The organism is Chitinophaga sp. CCNWYY40, assembly GCF_037483205.1.
Taxonomy (GTDB): Bacteria; Bacteroidota; Bacteroidia; order Chitinophagales; family Chitinophagaceae; genus Chitinophaga; species Chitinophaga ginsengisegetis.
The window spans coordinates 1,018,842-1,042,127 of sequence record NZ_JBBHLF010000004.1; the positions used below are offsets into that span (position 1 = coordinate 1,018,842).

A 23,286-nucleotide genomic window follows, 5' to 3' on the forward strand; every position below is an offset into this window, starting at 1 on the left:
TCAAAAGAAAAAATTCCGGCCCGCTGGAGTGTTTTGGAATTGTGAAAGCGGACGTGATTAACAATTGATTCACTAAAATATTTCCCCCTTCCGCTGCCGCCGGCAGGTACCGTCCCGGCACACAGACATCAAAAAGATGGTCAACGGCAGCATCCTTTTACCGGGCACATCATTTAAAACCCGCTACCCATCTACCTGAAAAATATTTTAAAAAAATCCGGGGAAGATGTCCAATTTCCTTTTTCCCGATCCTTATTGGTGTATAAACGAACAAATTCATCACCAATAAAACTTATAAACCATGAAACAGAGAATCAATCTTCTGACAAAAGGAGCTAACGCAGTAAAAGCATTATATGGCGTAGGTGCGTATCTTGCAGGATCATCCATTGAAAAATCCCTGCAGCATTTAATTTACTTCCGGGTATCACAGATGAATGGTTGTGCATTTTGCCTCGATATGCACTCTAAAGATGCACGCGCAGAAGGAGAAACAGAGCAACGCATTTATATGCTGGCAGGCTGGAGAGAAGCAACCGTTTATACTGATCGCGAGCGGGCAGCCTTTGCCTGGGCAGAAGCAGTAACCAGGCTCACCAACGGCGACGTACCGGATGAAGTATACGAACAGGTACGTCAGCAGTTTTCAGAGGAAGAAATTGTAGACCTGACAATAGCAGTTACTACCATTAACAGTTATAACCGTCTTAACGTTGCCTTCCGCACCTCAGCAGGAAGCTACAAGCCAGGGATGTTTGCCGCCAAAGCAAATTAATTCATATATTCCACCCACGATTTAAATTATAAAAAGATGAAAGAATTCTTATTATTATTTCGCCAGTCTGAATATGCCTACCGCGAGTTATCTGCGGAAGACTTCCAGGCGCTGTTGAAGAAGTGGCAGGACTGGGCAGGTGGTATTGCCGCACAGGGTAAACTGGTGAGTAACGGCCGTCGCCTTTCTACGGAAGGAAAAGTATTAAAGCCAGGTGGCGTTATTACCGATGGGCCGTTTGTGGAAATCAGGGAACGCCTGGGCGGCTTCCTGGTAGTACAGGCCGATACGCTGGAAGAGGCTACCACATTGGCTCATGGCTGCCCGGTATTGGACGCCAAAGGCTGCGTAGAAGTCAGGGAAATAGTTTCGTAACCAGTATCAGGAGAAATAAAGAAAACCACTCTTTCGTTAGAGTGGTTTTTACTGTTTTAGCATGGAAAAGGAACTCGAATCACTGAAGTATTTATTTAAGCAGGAATTCTCGAAAATGGTAGCTGTGATCAGCAAACTTTTCGGGTTGCAGCATATTGAGATAGCAGAAGATATTGTGAGTGAAACATTTTTACTCGCGTCGGAAACATGGGGCGTTAAAGGACTCCCTCCCAATCCAACTGCCTGGCTTTATACCGTAGCCAAACAAAAAACATTGCATCATTTCAGAAGAAATAAAATATTCGATAAAAAAGTATTGCCCGAAATAATAGCGCGGCAGGAACTGGTCGATGATGCCGAAGCGATAAATTTCTCGCAGGAGAATATCAAAGACAGCCAGCTGCAAATGCTTTTTGCCATCTGTAACCCGTCTATTGCCAGCGAAGCGCAGATAGGACTGGCACTGCGCATTCTTTGCGGTTTTGGAATAGATGAAATTGCAGAAGCCTTTTTGTCCAACAAGGAAACTATTAATAAAAGATTATTCAGGGCGAAAGAAAAACTGCGCGAAGAGAAAATTAAAATGGAGCTGCCGCCGGAAAGTGAAATCCCACAGCGACTGGATAATGTGCTGCACATCATCTATCTTCTTTTCAGCGAAGGATATTACTCGCAGACACAGAACCAGATCCTGCAACAGGATCTTTGCCTCGAAGCACTGCGGCTGGGATTGATGCTTACTGCCTACGACAAAACCAATTTGCCTAAAACAAATGCGCTCATTGCCCTCATGTGTTTTCACGCTTCCCGTTTCAATGCCAGGCAGGCCGGTGAAGGCGAAGTGGTATTGTATGAAGCACAGAACGAAGCGCTGTGGGACCAGGCACTGATTAACCAGGGTATCTATTTCCTGCAGCTTTCTGCCGAAGGCAATGAAATAAGTTCCTATCACCTCGAAGCCAGGATTGCTTACTGGCACTGTGTGAAAGAGGATACGCCGGAGAAATGGGAAGAGATCCTGCAGTTATACAATGCACTGCTGATGATCAATTACTCTCCCAGTGTAGCCCTGAACCGCACCTTTGCTCTCTATAAAGCAAACGGGCAGCAGGAAGCGCTGGCCGAAGCAGAAAAACTAAAGCTGGAAAATAACCACTTCTATTATGTGCTGCTCGGTGAGCTGTACAGGAATATCGATAACGAAAAAGCAAAAGCCAGTTTTCAGAGAGCCTGGCAATTAGCCAAAACCGACACCGAAAAACAAGGCATACAGGCACAAATAAACCGTCTTACTGATGAGCATACACACTAACCTGATCAACGCTATCGGGCATTTCATCCGCATGGATGAAGCCGAGCAATCATTCGTTTCCTCCTTGTTTGTCAGCCGGGAATACCAGAAAAATGATTATTTCCTGCGGGAAGGACAGGTTTGCCGGGAAGCGGGATTTATTGAGAAAGGATTGATCCGGTATCACAGTATCAAAGATTCCGGGGAAGACGTGACGCTTGATTTTGGAAAGGAAAATGAATTTACCTGTAACTACGAAAGCTTTCTCGACCACTCTCCTTCGCAGCGCAGCATCCAGTGTATTGAACCCACCGAAATATTGGCTATCTCCTATGAAAATCTTCAGCTGATTTACAGCAAAGTAAAAGAAGGCGAAAAGTTTGGCCGGTTGATTTGCGAGTACCTGTATTTACAAGCCATCAAAAAGGTCAGCTCTTTTTATGGCGACCAGCCGGAGCAGCGTTATCTCCACTTCATCAACAGCTACCCCGACCTACAGCAACGCATCCCGCAGTACTATATCTCTTCCTTTGTAGGGGTAAAGCCTCCTTCCTTAAGCCGGATCAGGAAAAGGTTGTCGATGTAAATTTATTAACCTGGGTGAACGAACCGGCGAAACGCGGGTTTTACTTTTGTTGCATCATCATAAAACAATGTAACAAATGAAAAACACCTCTGAAAAAATCGCTTTCTACAGCACTTTATCTATTGGGATATTGCTGGTATTTATCGGACTCTTTTTTCTCCTGAACCCTCTGGCGGCCGAAGCCGGTTTTGGCATCAGCGTACCTGTAAACGGGAACTTCTCCTTTCATTATATCAAAGGCATCCGCGACCTGTTCTCCGGTATTACAATACTGGGGTTACTATGGACCGGTGAACGCCGCGCATTAGGTGTGCTGTTGCTGGCAGGGACTATTGTTCCGGTAATGGATTTCTGCCTGGTACTTAACAACCCGGCCTATGAAGCCGGCAAACTGATTCAGCACCTGGTAGCTATTGTAATGCTAGTCGCACTGGGCGGTTACTATCTTTCTTCCACCGCTAAAAAAACATCCCATGCTCTTTAGTATTGTGCTGCTGTTACACTTCGGATGTTTTGCAGGATACCTCGCTGTGTTGGCGACACAATGGTCCGACTACCACACAAAAGTACGCGACCACAAAGGATTGATCCTGGGTATTGCCCTGCTGGTGACCGGTATCATACTGGTGGCACTGAAATATCCACACGTTAATTATTATAAAGTAATACCTAAAACCGGCATATTCGCAGTGGTTACGTTAATCAATATACGTTTTACTAACAAAGTATTTACCAAGGCCGCTTACTATACGTTACTGGCGCTAACAATGGCAGCAGCGTGCATTGCGATATGGCATTAAAAAAGGGAGCCAACCAATATGGTTAGCTCCCCCTCGACTTGCATTGCTCTCTGCTATTGATAATTATAGTTATCCCAATAAGGATTTTTTGCTCTTGCAGCGGCAGGTACCCAGAAAATCGGGCTGGTTAAATTATTTTCTCCTGCTACTTTCTTGAAGTTATCCGGGTTGTTAGTCAGCTCAATAGTTGGATAACGTACTCTTTCCGGCATTGGTTTCCATACAGAAGTATGCCAGGTGAATGGTTCCAGCTTCGGGTGACGGGTCCTTCTCAGCTCTGCCCACAGTTCGTAAGGCTGATAAAGGTTCAGGTGAATATACTTCTGCTGCATGAGGATTTCCATTTTGTCGTCCAGGGTAGCAGCCAGTGTAAATTTGCCTTTTACAACATCGCCCCATGCACTTACTACCGCAGCAGATGGTTTGGCAGGATATACCATGGCTGTTTGTTCCGGTGTCATTTTGGTTTTGGCATAGCTGCTCAGTTGATTAATGGTATACCAGAAATCGACAGAGTGTGTTACCTCATCTTTGATATGCTCTTCAGCTGTTTTACCTGTATTAGCTAATCCTTTCAGCGCAATTTCTGCCAGCAGCAGGTCCAGTTCTCCTACAGAAGCCATATACACCGGCATCTTCGCATTTTGGTGGAAGGTAGCATGGTTATACATAGATTTTGCATTGGTAGAAAAAGTAGAAGCGATATTATCTGCATATGGATAATACCTTTCTCCACTGCTATACAATGCTGTCTGTTCTTCAATATTGGCAGATACTCCGCGGTAATCCAGGTATTTGGTTGGCATAGCCAGCACCGGCAGGCGTGGATCGTCAATTCCTTCCTGGTAAGCAGGCGTACCATAGTTCAACCTTTTCATGATGATGTTCGGTATAAAGGAAGCGAAGGAATTTTCATAAACACCGCGAATCCATGTTCCGCCACCTGTGGGAACAATATCAAACCAGTAAAACCAGTAAAGATCCGTTTGTGGCAAAGGCTTTGCCAGTGCCGCCTGAATCAGCGGTTTGGCATATGCTTCTTCCACACCGGCAATTCTTACCAGTAATTTCAGACGGGTAAAATTGATGAGAGACACCCACTTATTGATATCACCGTGGAAAGCTATATCCTGCGCAGTGAACACGGTTTTAGCATCAGCGGACATTTGTGAATAGGCAGCAGGCAGTTCATCTACAATAGTTCCCAGTTCCTGTATGATAGATTGGTAGATCTCTTTCGGATCATCATATTTAGGGAAGAGATATTTCGGCTCTTTTTTAGAACCCTGGAAAGCATCTGAATAAGGAACCGAATTAAAGAAGTCTACCAGCTTGGCACTTTGGTAACATTTGATAAAGCTAACCAGTTTCAGGTATACATCTCCATCCAGTTTTAATTGCCCGGTACGTGCACCCACGGAGTCCCTGATCACTTCGTAATTCTTCAACCGGGTATAACTGTGCTGAAAGAAAGATTGCCCGTTGATAGGAGAATCATCAAAGCCGTTACCGGTGGTCAGGTCATTGTATGTGGAGAACCAGTCGTAGCGGTAAGATACAAACCGTTGCGCCACCTGCTCATAACCGGTGATACTGGTACCGCCGTTGAGCAGGTAATACCACTCGCCGTAGTCCTGTGCAAATATTTTATTGTTTGTAAGCACGCCGGTGAATAAGCCGGGTACTACATCGATATCACTGCCGGTGGAGAGCTTGTCTTTGTCGTAGAACCGGTCTTCCAGATCCTTCTTACAAGCTCCCAGGAAGGAGGCAGAGAGCAGGAAAATATATAAGTAAGCTTTTTTCATTTTTTTCAGTTTATACATTAGAAAGCAACATTTAACCCCAGGGAGTAAGTCCTTTGGGAAGGGTAGATGGTATTTTCCACGAAAACATCTGCGCCCAGTGCTCCTTCCGGATCGATATTGGGAATAGATTTGTAGAGATAGAACAGGTTACGGGCAGCTGCTGTAACAGTAAGCCTTTGCATTCTTATCCTTTTGGAAATTTCCGCGGGTAATGTATAGGAAAGCGCTACTTCCCTCACTTTGATGTAATTGTTTTTGAACAGGCGATCCGGCGGGAAAGAGGTGGCCAGATCGTTTGCGTAGCTTCCATAATAGGAAGAAGCGCTGGTGATGATATCGTTGGTGGTATATTTACCGTTATCATCCACTTTCATACCCGGCAGGATCAAACCATCGTGATACACATGCCCATCTTTAGACTGAGCCGGAGCTGGCTGTGAATGCTGCCACGGAACATTCTGGTCGTTGCTATTGATGTAATACGCCAAACCTCCGTTTTCTTCATCGCGGTATTGCATGGTATTTTCCAGCTGACCTACACCTGTTAAGCGGTTGTTGGTATAACTGAAAATAGTACCACCGTATTTATAATCCAGGCCAATACGGAAGTTGAAGTTCTTATACTGAAAGTCGGAGATAAATCCGCCGTATACTTTTGGCATTACGTTACCAGCTACCGTTGATTTCTGATCATCGAGGATATAGATACCGTTGTTGTTCACTACTTTATTACCTGCTTCATCACGTTTGTAATCGAGCATTACAATTTCGCCATACGGACGGCCTTCATCTGCATGAATAGATGCGGCGGCGCCGTTGATCAGGTTACTGAAAGGATAATTGGTAACACCCGGGTACAGGTCTATTACTTTTGATCCCTGGCTGGTGGCATTCAGCGTAAGGCTCCAACGATAGTTTTTACCTACCAGCGGAACGCCTGTTAATGCCAGTTCAAAACCCCAGGCCTTTACATCACCCGCATTCACGATTAGACCAGCGGAACTGGAAGCGGAAGAAATAGGTAAGCTGATGATCTGGTTGTAACGGTGGTTGGTGTAGAAGGAGAAATCGAGGATCACCCTGTCCTGTGGCAGGAAGGTATTGTTGATACCAATTTCAAATTCTCTTTTACGTTCTGGTTTCAGAGCGCCTGGTAACAACTTGTCCGGAGGTGAAACGGAGTTGGCGTCTGTACCTGGCAGGCGGGTGTATCCATACAGGTTATTGGCGAAATAACGGGTGGTACCGTTACCCACGTCTGCCCAGGATAACCTCAGCTGTCCGCTGTTTACACCGGCAATCGGGAAACGTTCGGTATAATTCCAGGTAAGTGCCGCGCCCGGATAAAAATACTTGTTGTTTTCCGGAGGAAGAGTAGAGTTCCAGTCCTGGCGACCCTGCAGTTCCAATGTAAATTCATTCTTCCATGACAACGCTGCTGATGCCAGCAAGCTGTATAATACATCAGATCCTCTTGTGTAATTTCTAAGCAGGTGTGCGTTGTCTGCGCTGGGTGTACCCAGCTGATTGGAGAAAGAATACCAATCCGGGAAGGTGAGTCCGCCAACGGTGTTGGTACCCAGGTAATCTACATTACGCAACCGGTATACACCGCCTCCAAATGCAAACAAACGGAGATCGTTATTCAGGAATGATTTATTATAGTTCAGTAATGCCTGGTAAGTTTGGGTGGTAGAATTTTCCTTTGCCACGCCAAAGCTTCCTCCGCCTACCGTAGGGAGCACCTTTGTTACACTTACCTCTGTATTATAATTGGTGTTATCATAATCCAACCCCGCCTGCCCTACGAGGAAAATATTCTTCGTGAAGTTCAGGGTTACTTTGGCAGAAGTGATCATGTGGATATTTTCATCCTTGTAACGGTTCTTTTTGTTATTCCACAGGTAATTGCCAAGTAAGCTAAAGGCATCGGAAACACGGGCATTGGAAAGATCCCTTTTGTAACCGGTGGCATCTGTATAGTAAGGATATATCAGGTTATAATCATAATCAACCGGGTATCCCCATGCTACCGGTCCATCGTTCTGAGAACGGCGGTTTTGGGTAGAGATGCTGTAAATGTTGGAGATCACTTCAAAGGAAGCCAGTTCGGATGCTTTGATATTACCGTTGAAGCTGAAAGAGTTTCTTTTCTGCCAGGAATTATCACCGGAAATATCCTGGTAATTATAGTTGGTATAAGAAGCCCTGATACTACCTTTTTCGTTGCTGCCGGCAATGGCTACGTTGGCAGAAGTGGAGTGACCGTTCTGGAAGAGTGACATGAAGTTATTCCTGTGTGGCGAATTCTTCACCATAGAACTATCGTAGAACATCACATCAGCGCCGTCGAAAGCAGGACCGAAGCTGAAGCGTTTATTGGGCAGCATACGGGTTCTAACGCCATTGATAGTTTCATAGGTGGTATCATAGAGGTTGTCGCCCAAACCATATTTGGTTTGCAGTTTCAGGTAAGATACCGGTTGCTCTATGGTATGTTGTATGTTACCGGTCATACCAAATCCTTTCACATTGCGGCCGTTTTTGGTAGTAATGATCATTACGCCGTTGGCGGCATCGCTACCATACAATACAGTGGCTTTGGCGCCTTTCAGGATGTCGATCGATTCGATGTCGTCCGGGTTAATATCGTTGATACCGGCGCCATAGTCGAATCCTTGTCCTACGTCACCACCGATCTGTGTTTTACGGTCGCTCAGGATAACGCCGTCTACCACAAACAGGGGTCTTACATTCTGATCGGGGTTCATACTGGCTGCGCCGCGGATATTGATCCTGACGCCACCCTGCGGACCGGATGCGCCCACGTTTACGCCTACACCGGCTGCTTTACCGTAAAGGGCCAGGAATGGGTTCATGGTTGAACCGGCCTTGGTAAGTTCATCACCTTTGATGGTACTGATCGCGTATCCAAGCGTTCCTTTCGGACGTTTGATACCGAGGGCGGTTACCACCATTTCGTTTAACCCGCTGGAGGCGATGGAAAGCGTTACGTTCAGGAACGTGGAAGTGCCGAGAGTAATGGATTTGGTTTCGTATCCTACGGAGGTGAACACCAGTACTACATTGCCTTCCGGTACATCAAGACTGAACCGGCCCTGTACATCTGTAGTGGCGCCGGTTTTGGTGCCTTTAACGAGAATGGTAACACCGGGTATGGGCATGCCGGTACTATCTTTTACCAAACCGCTTATTTTACGGAGTACTACTTCCGGTATTGCGATGAAGGGAGTGGTATTTTCCAGCCTGATATCTTTCTCTTTTACAGCGATGATTTTGCCGATCACTTCATAACTGAAGGGCTGATTTCTGAAGAGCAGGGCCAGTACTTCTTCCAGCGAACCATTACGGATGGAGATATCTACCGGCTTACTTTTCGTAAGCATAGCATCTTCATACCAGAACTTATAACCGGATTGTTTCTTTATTTCTTCAAATACCTTCTGGATCGGTGCGTTCTTTTGCGACAAGGTTATCTGTTGCGACAGAGATTTGGCGCTGATCTGCAAACAAACTACCGTTAAGAGGATAGCCGTAATTTTCATTTGCTTAATCAGTTGTTTTTTTATCCTCAGATGGGCACCTGATTTTCGGAATGTCAGGACGCGATCTTTGATGGTTGATAATAGCCCGGGTACAAAGACGGGCTTTGCATGACAATTAGATTGCATACATTTGTGGTGTTTGGGTTTAGATAATTCTTGATTTCTGATAAGTATTGATGTCAGGTACCAGACCCAGGCTTTTTTCCAGGGGCGGGTGAGATCGCTCCTGGTTTTTTATGCCGGTTCTTACCACACGTCATTCAGGGACCTTTGTTCATGGTAATAGCATTTGGTTGATATAATGAATAAGATACTTACGGCATAACGATCAGCTTACGTTGTTCCATTTTGAAATGGATTCTGCTGATTTCCAGTAATCGTAGTAATTCAGACAGGTTAGCGTCTCTCGGAATATCTCCTGTGAAGCTGCGCGCCGGTATAGGGCCGCTGTATACCACTTCCACATCGTACCATCTTTCCACCTGCCGCATGATTGTTTTGATGTCTGCACTTTTAAAAGAAGTAAGTCCGTTTTTCCATGCTACCGCCAGGCTTACGTCGGCTTTTTCTATTACTTTCATTTTGCCGTTTGGTTCCAGCAATGATTGTTCTCCCGGTTTTAACAAGCTGGAGGTATTTGCCTGGCTCACTTTTACGGCGCCTTCCAGCAGGGTAGTTTTCATGGCTGCTTCATCGGTGTAAGCCATTACATTGAAGCTGGTGCCCAATACCGCAATACTGGCGTTATTTACCGATACAAAAAATGGCTGGCCGGCATTCCGGGCTACTTCAAAGTAGGCTTCCCCACTTAGTTCCACGCGACGTTCCTTTCCAACGAAGGCAGTAGGGAATTTCAGGGACGAAGCGGCATTCAGCCATACCTTTGAACCATCCGGCAGTTCCAGCTGGTACTGTCCCCCTTTGGGGGTTTTTAATATATTATAGGCTATACTATTGGCAGATGTCTGCCTGTTTTGGTCGTATTTCAGCATTCCCGGGCTCACATGTAAATTCACATCTCCCTGTTGGGCCAGTGTACCCTTCAGAGAGCTATCCAGCGCTATCACATTCCCATTCGCCAGTGTGAGCATCGCTTTTGTGCCGCCGGGGCTCACATCTTTTTTTATATTTTCTGTTACCGCGGCCGGTAACTTGTTTGCTTTCCGTGTTCTGGTGGCCAGCAGCCAGGCGCTGCCAGCAACAATCAATAATAATGCAGCGGCGGCCCAACGCTGCCAGTAAACCCGTTTAAGCGGCTGCGGCGCCGGTTCCCGGCTTAGTTGGGGCGAGGGAAAAAATAACTCTTCTTCCTCACCGGACTGTATCCAGGCTTCTTCGATCAGCAATTCCAGCTGCGTTTGATTATCTGCCGCATTTAAGAAATCACTTAACTCGGACTGTTCCGCCTGGGTGATTGTTTTACCCGCATATCGGCTAAGCAGGTAGCGCAACCTGGTATTATCCATTAGCATAGATTGATTCTACACTATAAGACAGCAACATGTATAAAAAAGAGGTAACGGGATAAGAAAAAAATTTTTAAATCCTGAAAGGGGTGGTCAGAATAAGCATCAGCAAATTGATTTCAGGGTGCGCCATTGCATAGCTCCGGATGGACCGGAGGGCCAGCACCATATGTTTTTTAACCGTTTCCAGGGAGATGGCCATACGCTCCGCAATTTCGGCCTGGCGGAGCCCCTCATCCCTGCTTAAAAGATATACTTTCTGACGCTGGGCGGGCAACTCAGAGATGGCCTGGTCTATAATGCGACGGTAGTCTTTAATAACGGTATCATCTTCCTGGTCATGGGTAGCCGCCACACTGATTTCCCACGCCTGCTTCCGGGCCAGTTCCCGGCCCAGCTTCTTGAGAAAAGATAAACTATAGTTCCTGGCTACTGCATAGAGGTACGGATGAAAATGTTCTACCTGGCTTAACTTATCCCGTTTTTCCCAGACCCGGATAAATATTTCCTGTACAATCTCTTCCGCCATCGGTTTTGATCCCGTAAGCTGCATAACAAATGCTCCCAGCCTGTTTTGGTAGGTATGGAATAAGTGTGCAAAGGCAGCCTCATCGCCCTGCGACACCCTGAATAGTAAATCTGGTTCACTATTTATTTGCACGGTATTCAAAATAAATTTGTGCTTCCCCCGAAGCTAATCTGGTTGATATAGTATAAAGATATGCATTCCTATCCTGATAAAAAATCACACCTTTCGGCCACTGCCGGAAATGTTAATTCCTCATCAGAGATTGTTAACCAACAATTAATTTCCACTGCAATGAACCAAACAGGATTCTCCTGTATTTTTAATAGAAATACTTCCACTATGAACCTAAAAACCCTTTTCATGGCTTTGGCCATCCTGTCTCTTTTTGGCTGTAAGAAAGACCTGGTAAACCCGAATGCTGCAGCCGGCAGTGAAACACTGAAAAACACCACTGTTACCAGCACCTTAAACGTAACCCTTCCCGGATGGATGAGCGCTATTGCAGACAATACCAGTCTCACCAGCCTGTCTATTCCCGGCACACACGACAGTGGCGCCCGCGTGGAACCCGTTGGCGGCACCGCCAAATGCCAGAACCTCAGCATCCGTGAACAGCTGGATGCCGGTACCCGTTTCCTTGATATCCGTTGCAGGCACATCGGCGATGCCTTTGCCATTCACCACGGTTCTATTTACCAGAACCTGAACTTCACAGATGTGCTCAACGCCTGTTATGATTTCCTGGCAGCCAATCCCTCAGAAACAATTGTGATGTGCGTAAAAGAAGAGTATGATCCTACCAACAACACGCGCTCCTTTGAGCAAACTTTCGACAGCTATACACAGCTGCAACCTTCCAAATGGTACTTAAGCGATGTAGTGCCCAACCTCGGCCAGGTAAGGGGCAAAATTGTGCTGCTGAGACGATTTGGCGCCTCCAGTACTCCCAAAGGTATTGAAGCCACCAACTGGGCCGATAATACCACCTTTTCCATCAATAACGCCAACTCCTCCCTGCGCGTGCAGGACCAGTACGTAGTGCCTGATAATAACGCAAAATGGACAGGCATCACCAACCTGTTTACGGAAGCGAAAAACGGTAGCCAGTCGGTGTTGTACATCAATTTCACCAGCGGATATAAATCGCTGATCTTTGGTATTCCCAGCATCACCACTGTTTCCAATGCCATTAATCCGCAAATCAATACTTATTTTACCAACAACACACAGGGCAGATATGGCATTATCCCGATGGACTTTGCCACTTCCGACAGGAACACGCTGATTATTAATACCAATTTCTAAAGAAATAAATGTAAAGGCCGCTTCATCCCTGATGAAGCGGCCTTTTTTAAAATGCCGGGAAGTTGTTATCTTTAGATAACCCCGGAAAAGACTCATCAGACAACTATCCATTAACAGTTTAAAAACCATTGTGAAATAATATTTCTTACCCCAATATTTTAAAATCAATTGTTATGAACTACCCCAACAAAGTAATTAAGGCTGGCGAAAAAAACAGCCAGATTGTAAAAGCAATTCAACAAAGACTGATTGAACTCGGCATCGGCACTTTACAGGGCACTGGCACCTTTGGGCCTAAAACTGTATCTGCCGTAAAGCAATTCCAGGCAATGCACCGCGACCGGTTTGGTAATCCGCTTATTGTGGATGGTGAAGTGGGCGCCATTACCTGGGAAGTATTATTTGACAACGGCGTACCGGAAGAACATGAAGCGCCTAATACTTTACTCGCAAAAGCGATTGAAGTAGCAGAAAGCCAGATTGGCGTGATGGAAGTGCCTCCCGGCAGCAACCGCGGACCACAGGTAGAAGCCTATCTTGCCAGTACCAACACGCCTCCCGGCAACTACTGGTGCGCAGCCTTTGTATTCTGGTGTTTCAAAAAAGCTGCTGCAGACCTGGGCATTCCCAATCCCGTTGTTAAAACGGCCGGATGCCTGGATCACTGGAACAGAACCCGGGCGCTGAAAATCACAACTGCAAGGGCTATCAACAATCCCTCTCTTGTAGTTCCGGGCAGCATCTTTATTAAAAGTCATGGCGGCGGCTTCGGTCATACGGGTATCGTAACGGCTGTAAACGGCGGCTTTATTGAAACCATTGAAGGCAACAGCAATCCCAATGGCAGCAGCAACGGAATTGGTGTGTTCCGTATAACATTCAGGAAGATAAATTCTATCGAAAAAGGGTTCATTATTTACGGATAATATTTTCATATTCCCGGGCAGCCGGCCTGTGCTGCCCGGGAATATCATTTCATAACAAAAAAGATACTTCAGATAATCTTTTATTCTTTCTTTTTTGATTAAATTCATGAGAGAAAACCGAAGCGTACTACCCCAAATAAACACCCTCAATAAATGATACCTCATTGGAAAGTAATCCAGGAAGTAGCCAATCGTTTTGGTGACCGTCAGCCACAGTTTGAAGCCGCCGAAAGAAAGCTCTGCGCCTTGCGGGAAGCCAACCAGCCTTTAGTACAACTGGAAGATAACCCTACACGGGTGCAATATCGTGTGGCACGCGAAAACACGCCCCTGGTGGCAACAGCGCTGGAGCGGATTACAGGCACGGCAGACTTCCAGGACAAATATGTGCTGGACAGGTTATCTGAAATGTCAAAGGCAGTGTGCCGTATCCTAAAAGGCGGTTCTCCCATAGGCACCGGCTTCCTCGTAACAGAAGATATCCTGCTGACTAACCACCATGTGATTGAATCTGCCGATGATGCTGAAGACATGATTGCGGAGTTTAACTATGAAGTAGACGCCACTACCAAAGCGCTGAAACGAAGCGCCTCCTTTAAACTGGATGCCCGCAAGTTCTTTATGACCTCCAGCCTGGAAGTAAGTAAAGTTACGCTGAACAGTGGCCTCGACTTTACCCTGATAGGCGTAAGCCTCACCGGCACTTTCGGCGAATTGCTGTCACAGTTTCCACCCATCCGTCTTGATGGTAACCTCGGCAAAATCATCAAGGGAGAATCCTGTGTAATTGTGCAGCATCCCAATGGATTGCCCAAAAAGGTGGTGCTGAAAGATATCCGTTTCTTCTCTGAAACAGGCACCCGGCTTGTATATGAATCGGATACACTGCCCGGCAGCAGCGGCTCCCCGGTATTTGGAATGGGTACCTGCGAAATCATTGCCCTGCATCACAGCGGACTTTCCCGCACAGATGATCAGAACCGGGTACTTACCCGGAGCGGCCAGCTGGCCACCCCTGAAACACCCGATGATGAGATTGACTGGATCGGCAACGAGGGGATTAAAGTGAGCGTAATTGTAAGTGCCGTGCGGGAAGCCACTTTGAGTCCGGATATGGAAAAGGGCCGCCGCGCCTTACTGAAAGATACCGACAATATAGCGCCGCAGTTAAAGCAGGCTTTACCCGACCAGGCCAGCGTCCGGAGCGGTGTAGCCAATGTGGTAACAGCTGCTGCGATGAGCAATAACAGCGTTTCTTCCAATGTTCCCGATATTACTTCATCTCCCAAAGAAAATACTATGGATGTTCCATCATCTCCCAATATCAGTACTCCCACCGCATTTATCATATCTGCGCTGAATAAACCGGAAACAGTATCGCAGATAGAAGCAGTATTATCTGTAAAATATCCACCGGGAGTGAAGCTGTCGTTACTCACGCCCGCTACCGCTGTTGTTGGCAAAGAAGAGCTGTTTACATTTACTACCAACTTCAGTGGCAACGCACATGAAGAAGCAGGGAAACTGGCGCAGATACCTGGAATATTTTATGCAGAAGCAGACCTGCCTTTATACCTCAATGCCGATACCGTTAACATCATCAGGAAAGGTGGTGGCCCTGCCGAATCCGGCTTTTTGTTTGACGATGGTTATGGTACGCCCAACGAAGATACCTTCCTGAAAAATTATACCGTAACAGCTGTCAGCAAATTTGTTGCCGGCCGGAAAGCAGAAGAATACCGGCGCTGGAACTGGTATGCCACCGGGTTTGATAAAATATTACTGACACAGCAAACGCCCGCATCACCCCATGAAAGAGGCATTAGGGTAGTACAGTTTGATACCGGTTACACCGACCATTCAAAAGTAGCCGGCGCATTTGATACCGACAACGATTATAACTTCCTCGACAATACCAATAACGCGCTGGATTTGCGTACCATATCGCTGGGAAAGCAACCCGGCCACGGAACCCGCACCGGCAGCCTGTTAATAGGCCACGACTATTCACCGGCAGCAGGCAATGGCAACTGCGGATTACTGGCGCCTGATAATTACAAACTGGTTCCATTTCGTATAGCCGAAACAGTTGTTATTATCAACAGGCAGCAACAACTGGCTGCTGCATTGGATGCCGCCATTGCACAGGGTTTTGATATCATTACCATGAGCATGGGTATTCCTCCTACGCTCACTACTGCGCGCCTGGCAAAAAAAGCGTACGAAAGCGGCGTGATCTGGTGCTGCGCAGCAGGCAACAGCGTACAGGCGGTAGTAGCGCCCGCCGTATTTCCCGGCACTATTGCGGTAGCAGCGTCTAATCCGCTGGACAGGGAATGGACCGGATCATCGAGAGGAGATACCGTAGATATTACCGCGCCGGGAGAAGATGTGCTGGTACCCATCTGGCAGGCGGAAGGCGACCACCAGGAAGGTTTTGCCTATGGCGATGGCACCAGCTACGCCACACCACATGTGGCTGCTGCGGCAGCATACTGGCTGGCAAAATACCAGGATCAGCTCCGCGCTCCGGAATATGCAGGATGGAAACGGGTAGAAGCCTTCCGGCAAGCGCTGAAGGATTCTGCACGCAAAAGCGATCAACTGCCTACGAAAGGTTTTGGCAGCGGTATTCTTAACGCAGAAAAACTTTTAAACACCCCACCTAAACCTGCCAACAAATTAAACAATCAATACAACGGCTGGAACGAAAGTGCCTTCCTGAATTCACTGCAAGGCTATGGTGAAATAGTAAAAACATACTGGAACAAACTCCATAATGCCATCTTTGGTACGAGAAGAGGTAACCAGGAATCACTCACTGCTATTTCCGCCCCCATGTCCGACAGCGCACGGGCGCTGGAAAGCGCCACCTTCGGAAAAAGCAGGGGCGCCTATGAAAGCACCACTACTGCCACCTATCCGGATTTACTTCAACGGTTTAATACGGTCCAGTCTATTATTGAAAATGCCGCTAAATAAGTGACCCCATGACAAACAAAATATTCGACTTTCATTTCCATCTGTTGTTCAAACATTATCTCAGCAACGGCACCCCTATAAATGAACAGGTGAAAACCACCGGAGTGGCCAGTTTGCTGAACGATCTTTTCGGCGGACCATTCAACAGCCAGTCGTCGCCCGACCAGGTGAAAGACAGCCGGCTCTATCTGGGAGTGGCTTCTATTATCAGCCTGGAACACGCTTTTGCCCGTAGAATCCTGCATATTCTCGGCATCGATTTCTCCCATATACTACCCTTAAACAAAGAGATCGTAAATAAAACCAGGGACGGCAAAACAAGCTACTACGCTGAGTTTCAGCAACAGGTAAAAATGTACCTGGATAGTAAAGCTACGCTTGAACAAGCTCCTTATCACATAAAATATACCGGGAGAAAAGATTGGGAAGGCAAATCCGTACAACAAATAACAGAGGCGCTGAAAAATGATAATACGCAACGATACCTCATCTTTTCTATAGAAGGCGGTCATAATTTATCCGATGTACCTATCCGTGGCACCGCGCTATCCAGAACGCCGGAACTGAACCTGAAAGATATCCAGGATAACAGCGAACTGGATTTTATCAGTATTAATCTCTGTCATCTTAGCTATATCCCGGAACAGCCACTGGGCGGTTTTGCACAGGGACTTAACAAGCAGGCGCAGATAGCATTCAGCAGCGAGGACTTTATGCCCAAAGCTGGTCTTGGGCTTACACAACTGGGTAAAAAAGTGATACGCCAGGCCCTGCTGCATGAAAAGCGGCCGGTGTTAATCGATCTGAAACACATGAGTGTGTACACGCGGTTTCATTACTATCGTTACCGCGAATCGCTGATCAATGAAGCCCCGGTAGTAAACAGGCTGCCAATCATCACCTCTCATACAGGTTTTACATTTACTTCACTCAATAATTATCTCGCTAAAAAACAATTCAGATCCACTACTGGTCAGCAGGACGGCGTATTTGTAAGTATCGTGGAATCCGAAAACCGGAAAATCGGAAAAACAAACGACAGCATCAATAGCGGTCTTTATGGTAATCCCTGGACCATCAATTTATTTGATGAAGAAATTATAGAGATCATGGGATCACGGGGAATGATTGGTATTAGTCTTGACCAGCGCATCCTGGGTGCTGAAAAAATGGTGGACAGCAACCGGCCGGAATATTTTGATCCAGAATACATTGCCAGGGAAGAATGGGAAAAACTTTTCAGAGACGGGCAGCTTCCTGGTGCAGAGAAACTATTTGATTTCCTGAGCATCCCATCGAGGGCGGAGCGGCACCTGATGCTGTTGTGTCTTCACATTATTTACGCCGTGAGGATCGGGAATGCCGGCATAGGATGGGAACCGGGCACTTCACCGTGGGATCATATCTGTATTGGTTCTGATTTCGATGGACTGATTAATCCTATCAACCGGATAGATAATGTGCTGAAGTTATCTGACCTGGCAGCCGGTCTGAAAAAATATTTGCCTGTTGCCGATAAATATCTGAATACGGGAGATGGTAACGATACACGCTCACTTCGCTACAATACAACAGACGGATCTCTCGATATGAATTACCTCGACGAAGTGATCGGGAAGTTCATGTACATCAACGGGCTGAATTTTACCGCGAGATATTTGAGCAACTGGGAAGAATAGCGCGATAGTTTGTCAATAAGAAATTATCTGTATATTAGTATAAGACCGGCAGATGAAGCTATATCACATTTTCCCTCCACCTCAAACGTCCCTCAAATGTTCTCTCCTGTTAATGAAAAAAACAAGGCTGAAAGTCCATCCCGCGCGATGTCTAATGATATGCATAGCAGCGGTGGAATAAGTTTACCCGCGCCGCCCCTGCAATTGAGGCAGAACGTAGCCGTGAACAACGACAAAGGATTGGAACACGAGGCTGATGTGATGGGAAACAAGGCACAGGATTTTCATCACAGCCAACCAAATTCGCCGGTTGCCCAGCAAAAAGCAGTCGCCAATCCGGTGGTACAACGGGTTTCTATAGATACCCTGATGGAGGTTGCCAAATTACTCGGTTTAAAAATTTCCGAGAATCCCACAACCGTTGTTATTGTGGGGGCTATTGCATCGGCCATTGGCCTGTCATACGGCATCACCTGGGGGCTGCTTTCAGCAGGACTGGGTTTAACCGCGGTAGCGCTTTACCAAAAACTGATGCAGGCAAAACCGGAAATTAAAACGGATGTTTCGGGTCTCAAAAAAACACCGGAAGGGTTTGTCGATGAAATTTCTTCTGCAGATAAAAATACAACAAACCTGAATTTAATTAAACCTGCTTTCCCCAATGGCTGGTCATCAGATTTGCTGCTAAGGTTTGGAAGTCTTAATACCCTTTCCATTAACAACCCAAGATCCGGTACGCCTCCACCAATGGATAGGTTCTCTGCGTTGTTGAAATTGCCAATAAAAAACCTGGAGTTGATAAGAGCGGAATTTATGGATGAAGCCTGTTACCAGACGATCGGAAAAATGAGGAGCCTGCAGTATTTGAGCCTGGCCAGAACTATTACCAGCGAGAAATCACCTGGTGAAGCCACTACCACCACCGCTTCAGACGGACAACGCGAGCTTAGAAAAGTGACCGTGCTGGCTGGTGGAGTTATGAGTGCGCTAAAAGATCTTATGGAAAATGGATTGAAAACACTGGATCTCAGGTGGTGCAGTGCGCTCACCGAAGAAAATAAAGCTGCGTTGAAAGAAATAGCGCTCCAGCACAAAGTAACGCTTATGCTTTCAGAGAAGTAGACTCAAAACCAAACTGCCCATCTTTACGGCTCAACCCCCTGTTTAATAAGCACGCTCCGCGCGTGTGCTGTTCCCTCATGAGCTGCGCGCACCTCATATTATAAATCAAGATAATTATTCCATTTTGTATATAAGAATCATAGTCGTAAATTGATAACATAATTATCACCAGCAAGCGCGAAATCACCTCATGGAGCAAGTACAAATTGGTAAGTGTGTGTACATTCTGAACACAGGTAAAAACCTGTATAAGATCGGTAAAACGCAGGACCTGCATAAGCGTCTGGCGGCTTATCATACGCACCTGCCCGTGATGTTCCGTGTTATCAGGCAGTATGCAGCGTTGAATATGACGGACCTGGAAGAGAGCCTGCATATTGTTTTTCAGCATAAGCGCGTGAAGGGCGAATGGTTTGAACTCACTAAAGATGACCTCATCATCTGCGATAATATTGCCCGCAACTATGCCCTGCAGGCATTACAGAAACAGCACCGGAAATATACTGACATCGCTTTCAGCGACAATCCCCTGTTACAGGTAATGGAAGCCAATGAAAAATACCTGCAGGATTATTCCAGGATCGCCGACGACATTAAGCTGGGACTTAATAACGACGAGGTATTCGAGCTTCACGAGGGCACGGTGAATAAATCCATTATTGAAACTGTGAGGCGGTTAATGAGATACCGTACTCCCAATTCGGAATTCCTCGGCAAATGGCTGCGGGTAGTAAACGAGCTGAGTGATGGCGTCAGTGAAAGTACCATTCTCCAGAAATACAAAGGTCAGATCAGCCGTTCAACGATACAAATGATCAAAAGAATATTGCGCAATCAATTGTATTGAGGCATGTAGCTCATTCAACTTTTTTTGCAATGGCTACCCCATTCTGAATTTTTGTTAGCCCGGTAACAGTTCCGTTTTTGTCCAGATTAAATAGCAACTGCGCATCTAAATTCCTCGCAAAAAAACTGCAGGTATCGTAAGGAACTATTTCCTGCCTGATTTGCCGGGGACCGGGTCCTTTGCCATACAACCTGTTACCATCTTTGGTAATGGCAAGTATAAAATTATTCGGAAACTGGTATTTTCCCACATATCTTTCCAGTACTTCCGGGGAAATATGTATCGCATACAGGTTAGTAGATTTAATACCCGTCCGGATGAATGTGACCGTTTTCCCGTCCGTTTCTGAAACGAGCGCGCTGACGCCGCCGTCTTTCTTCTTCAGAAATTCTATGATAGTCAGGCTGTTCTCAAAATAAAACTTGTCAGCTCCAAATGGGATCAGCTGTTCTTTGGCTCCGCCTTTTACAAAATACAGTAGCCGGCCATCTTCATAAGATACGGTTCTTTGCCCTTCTGTTGTTGATTCATAGATGGCTGCGTATGATTTAAGCTGTTCTATTGGCAGCCCGGTTTCGTTTGTATGATAAGGTTTGCCGATGGTGATCGCGGCAATTTTTGAAGCGATGACTTCCGGGTTATTGTTTTCGCAGTTTGTAAAAACAGCCACAAATACTTTTTCCTGCGGAAGATAAACAGCGAATGTTGAAAACCCGTTGATCAGGCCATCATGCTTAATATCCGGGCTTCCCTGGATACTTCCCAGCCACCAGCCGTATCCATAACCGGTAGGCTTCCCATTATTCAGCAGATAGGAAGCATGCGCTTTTTTCAGGCTTTTCTTACTGATAACTTTTCCGTCTGTTAAGGCCTTATTCCAGGTGAATAGATCCTCAACGGTAGAAAGAATGGAACCGGCGGAATAAGGTTGGGTCATGCTCAGAAAACCGGCATTCCTGTAGGTTTCATTGTCTTTCTCATAACCACTGATGCGCCCGGAAACTATGGAGGAGCTGTTGTCATAGCCGGAGTTTTTCATTCCCAGGGGGTTAAAGAAATTGGCACTGATATATTTTTCATAAGACATTCCGGAAACCCGTTCAATGATGTACCCCAACAGCACATAGCCATTGTTATTATAACGAAAACCGGCGCCGGGCAAAAAGTCTGATGGCTGGTGCTTAAAGGAATCGATCAGCGCCTGCGGGGTAAAATCAAGCTTTCTTGTTTCAGGCGTCCATGCGCCTGCACTGGTGCTTATTCCCGAGGTGTGCGTAAGCAGATGTTCGATAGTAATGCCCGTTATAGGATAATCGCTGACAAATTTGGTTATCGTGTCCTGCAATGATAATTTCCCTTCCTCCGCCAGCTTTAAAATTGCGCAGGCGGTAAATTGTTTGGTAATGGAGCCGATCCGGAATATATGATCCCGTTTCAATGGTACATTCAGTTCCAGGTCAGCCTTACCAAATGCCTTTCTGTAAACTATCTTATCTGCTTTTGCCACCAGCACGGCCGCTCCGGGGCCGGTGGCCGGAAATGCGCGGGTTAACATGGCGTCCAGTTCCCGTTCCTGGCTTTGGCCCAAACAAATTTGTGCCAGAATAGAAAACAGCGTTATGATAAATAGTCTCTTCATGGTATTTTATATTTGAATCTTTGCATGTACGCAAAGGTTTCCCATAGCGGGTTTCCCCACCAATGCCGGTTGCAATAAACAAAACAGGGTGTGTTACTTTTTTTTATCTATGCCTTTTAGCACGAAATAGGAGACGATTAAACTGCTTCCCAAAAAAAGGAATATGGTAGATGGCAGTATAAAATCTTTTATTCCGTCTATATCCAATGATCTCAAAAATGTTCCCGTTACGATTCCCAGGGATATTCCAATACTCACAATTCCAAGAAGCAATATAAATAACAGGTAGTTCGTGCCTCCTTTAAAATAGTCAGGAGGGAGTCCTTTTTCAATAATGGTCATTCGTTCTTTATGCCTTGTTGTGAAATAGTAATAACTTATCCCGAAAACAACAAGGGCTAATGAAATGAATAATGATGCGGACGTTATTAGCATGACTATATTTTTAGATATTTTTGAGTTACTTACTAATAAGACTCCCAAAACGCCCATATGGTCACAAATGTGACCACTTTGCCCTGCAAGTAGTCTAAATCATGAGATGGCAACCCACAGAGAAAATAAACAGGAAAATGAAATATGGAATAAAGCCATAAGTGGCGATATAAATAGTATTGCCCAATTGGTAAACATCTATAAGGACTTTTCGTTTACTATTGCCATGTCGGTGGTTGCCAATAACGAGGACGCAGAAGAAGTGGTACAGGATTCTTTTATGAAGGCATTTGCATCGCTGGGTAAATTCAAACAGGCATCAAAATTCTCTACCTGGTTATACCGTATCGTTTATAACACGGCACTAACAAAACTTAAAAGGAGGAAATCACCTGCTATCAGCATAGATCAACAGCCGGAAAACGAACAGGATGGGACAACAGAAAATCACGGATGGGATCTGGTGAAAGATGCGGAAAGAAAAAAATATGTCACGTTAGCGCTTAACAAGCTATCGAGAGAAGACCGGCTGGTGCTTATTCTCCATTATATCGAGGAAAAGAATATTGCTGAAATTTGCGAGATCCTGGGTGCCGGGAAGTCTGCCATAAAAATGCGCTTATTAAGAGGACGCAAACAGCTGGAAACCGAATTAGGGTTATTGTTAAACCATGAAACAAGAAATTTACTATGAGAAATAACAACGTGACAGAAGATCAGCTGAGGGATATCCTGAAAGAAGACGGGATAGAAAAACCTACGGAATTCTTCTCCAATCGCCTGATACAGGCCGTTGTTCTGCAACAAAAGGAAAAAGAAGCAGCGGCTTTTAAAGCAGGGAAATGGATAGGGCAATTCATTTTGGGTATACTCTTATCCTTCAATCTCGCGTTTCTTTATTATCTGAACCCTTCGCCGGAGCAATCGGTATTATTTATTTCCATTGCTGCATTCTTAGCAGGGGTATGGGGAGTAATTGTGGTAATCAGGAGATTTCAGGTATCGAAGTTTAACTATCCCTGACCGGTGGCAGGGGGGCGATATGCGGTCCATGGCTGTTTATCTGTATGGGAAGATTAAGGATCAAGTTGAAAAGTTGGGGGATAAGACAAAAAATAGTTGTTTTGCAGCAGATTAGCCAACGAAACACGTGGA

At 45.9% G+C, this 23,286-nt stretch carries 20 protein-coding genes; 14 read left to right on the forward strand and 6 right to left on the reverse strand.

What is annotated here, in order from left to right; genetic code table 11:
• Positions 1-301 precede the first annotated feature (301 nt).
• The 6 genes from V7S65_RS18850 to V7S65_RS18875 all read left to right on the forward strand — a co-directional run bounded on the left by V7S65_RS18850 (position 302) and on the right by V7S65_RS18875 (position 3,827).
• Positions 302-775, forward strand: a complete 474-nt coding sequence (locus tag V7S65_RS18850; protein ID WP_079469612.1) for a carboxymuconolactone decarboxylase family protein — start codon at positions 302-304, stop codon at positions 773-775.
• A gap of 36 nt (positions 776-811) precedes the next feature.
• Entirely contained in the window at positions 812-1,150 is a 339-nt protein-coding gene (locus tag V7S65_RS18855; protein WP_111576908.1) for a YciI family protein, read from the forward strand.
• 61 nt (positions 1,151-1,211) lie between these two features.
• Complete coding sequence (locus V7S65_RS18860; RefSeq protein ID WP_079469614.1) at positions 1,212-2,462, forward strand: RNA polymerase sigma factor; 1,251 nt, start codon at positions 1,212-1,214, stop codon at positions 2,460-2,462.
• Complete coding sequence (locus tag V7S65_RS18865; RefSeq protein WP_235015913.1) at positions 2,446-3,027, forward strand: Crp/Fnr family transcriptional regulator; 582 nt, start codon at positions 2,446-2,448, stop codon at positions 3,025-3,027. The genes V7S65_RS18860 and V7S65_RS18865 overlap by 17 nt, the downstream gene beginning before the upstream one ends.
• Before the next feature lie 76 nt (positions 3,028-3,103).
• On the forward strand, positions 3,104-3,511 hold the full coding sequence (locus V7S65_RS18870) for a DUF4267 domain-containing protein (protein ID WP_336387553.1): 408 nt from the start codon (positions 3,104-3,106) through the stop codon (positions 3,509-3,511).
• Entirely contained in the window at positions 3,501-3,827 is a 327-nt protein-coding gene (locus V7S65_RS18875) for a hypothetical protein (protein WP_336387554.1), read from the forward strand. The genes V7S65_RS18870 and V7S65_RS18875 overlap by 11 nt, the downstream gene beginning before the upstream one ends.
• 53 nt (positions 3,828-3,880) lie before the next feature.
• Here the strand turns inward: V7S65_RS18875 and V7S65_RS18880 are convergent, their stop codons facing one another.
• The 4 genes from V7S65_RS18880 to V7S65_RS18895 form a co-directional block, all read right to left on the reverse strand.
• Entirely contained in the window at positions 3,881-5,635 is a 1,755-nt protein-coding gene (locus V7S65_RS18880; RefSeq protein ID WP_336387555.1) for a SusD/RagB family nutrient-binding outer membrane lipoprotein, read from the reverse strand.
• 17 nt (positions 5,636-5,652) lie between these two features.
• On the reverse strand, positions 5,653-9,201 hold the full coding sequence (locus tag V7S65_RS18885; protein WP_336387556.1) for a SusC/RagA family TonB-linked outer membrane protein: 3,549 nt from the start codon (positions 9,199-9,201) through the stop codon (positions 5,653-5,655).
• 314 nt (positions 9,202-9,515) lie between these two features.
• On the reverse strand, positions 9,516-10,667 hold the full coding sequence (locus tag V7S65_RS18890; RefSeq protein WP_336387557.1) for a FecR family protein: 1,152 nt from the start codon (positions 10,665-10,667) through the stop codon (positions 9,516-9,518).
• Between the two features lie 73 nt (positions 10,668-10,740).
• The gene (locus tag V7S65_RS18895) at positions 10,741-11,328 is read right to left on the reverse strand and encodes an RNA polymerase sigma-70 factor (RefSeq protein WP_336387558.1); all 588 of its coding nucleotides are present in this window, start codon (positions 11,326-11,328) and stop codon (positions 10,741-10,743) included.
• A gap of 207 nt (positions 11,329-11,535) precedes the next feature.
• Between V7S65_RS18895 and V7S65_RS18900 the strand changes: the two genes are divergently transcribed.
• The 6 genes from V7S65_RS18900 to V7S65_RS18925 all read left to right on the forward strand — a co-directional run bounded on the left by V7S65_RS18900 (position 11,536) and on the right by V7S65_RS18925 (position 20,057).
• Positions 11,536-12,501, forward strand: a complete 966-nt coding sequence (locus tag V7S65_RS18900; protein WP_336387559.1) for a phosphatidylinositol-specific phospholipase C — start codon at positions 11,536-11,538, stop codon at positions 12,499-12,501.
• 173 nt (positions 12,502-12,674) lie between these two features.
• Positions 12,675-13,427, forward strand: a complete 753-nt coding sequence (locus V7S65_RS18905) for a CHAP domain-containing protein (protein ID WP_336387560.1) — start codon at positions 12,675-12,677, stop codon at positions 13,425-13,427.
• Positions 13,428-13,580: 153 nt separating this feature from the next.
• On the forward strand, positions 13,581-16,409 hold the full coding sequence (locus V7S65_RS18910; protein WP_336387561.1) for a S8 family serine peptidase: 2,829 nt from the start codon (positions 13,581-13,583) through the stop codon (positions 16,407-16,409).
• An 8-nt stretch (positions 16,410-16,417) separates the two neighbouring features.
• Entirely contained in the window at positions 16,418-18,088 is a 1,671-nt protein-coding gene (locus V7S65_RS18915; RefSeq protein WP_336387562.1) for a hypothetical protein, read from the forward strand.
• Between the two features lie 96 nt (positions 18,089-18,184).
• Positions 18,185-19,210, forward strand: coding sequence for a hypothetical protein (locus V7S65_RS18920; protein WP_336387563.1), 1,026 nt, complete (start codon positions 18,185-18,187; stop codon positions 19,208-19,210).
• 190 nt (positions 19,211-19,400) lie between these two features.
• A complete protein-coding gene (locus V7S65_RS18925; RefSeq protein ID WP_079469625.1) occupies positions 19,401-20,057 on the forward strand; it encodes a GIY-YIG nuclease family protein in 657 nt (218 codons plus the stop codon).
• 10 nt (positions 20,058-20,067) lie between these two features.
• On the opposite strand, the gene V7S65_RS18930 is transcribed toward V7S65_RS18925, so the two are convergent.
• Both V7S65_RS18930 and V7S65_RS18935 read right to left on the reverse strand, forming a co-directional pair.
• A complete protein-coding gene (locus tag V7S65_RS18930) occupies positions 20,068-21,696 on the reverse strand; it encodes a serine hydrolase (protein WP_336387564.1) in 1,629 nt (542 codons plus the stop codon).
• A 93-nt stretch (positions 21,697-21,789) separates the two neighbouring features.
• A complete protein-coding gene (locus V7S65_RS18935; protein WP_079469627.1) occupies positions 21,790-22,131 on the reverse strand; it encodes a DUF6249 domain-containing protein in 342 nt (113 codons plus the stop codon).
• 106 nt (positions 22,132-22,237) lie between these two features.
• Here V7S65_RS18935 and V7S65_RS18940 point away from each other — a divergent pair, with 106 nt between their 5' ends.
• Complete coding sequence (locus V7S65_RS18940) at positions 22,238-22,825, forward strand: RNA polymerase sigma factor (protein ID WP_111576920.1); 588 nt, start codon at positions 22,238-22,240, stop codon at positions 22,823-22,825.
• On the forward strand, positions 22,822-23,154 hold the full coding sequence (locus V7S65_RS18945; RefSeq protein WP_111576921.1) for a hypothetical protein: 333 nt from the start codon (positions 22,822-22,824) through the stop codon (positions 23,152-23,154). The genes V7S65_RS18940 and V7S65_RS18945 overlap by 4 nt, the downstream gene beginning before the upstream one ends.
• Positions 23,155-23,286: the final 132 nt, after the last annotated feature.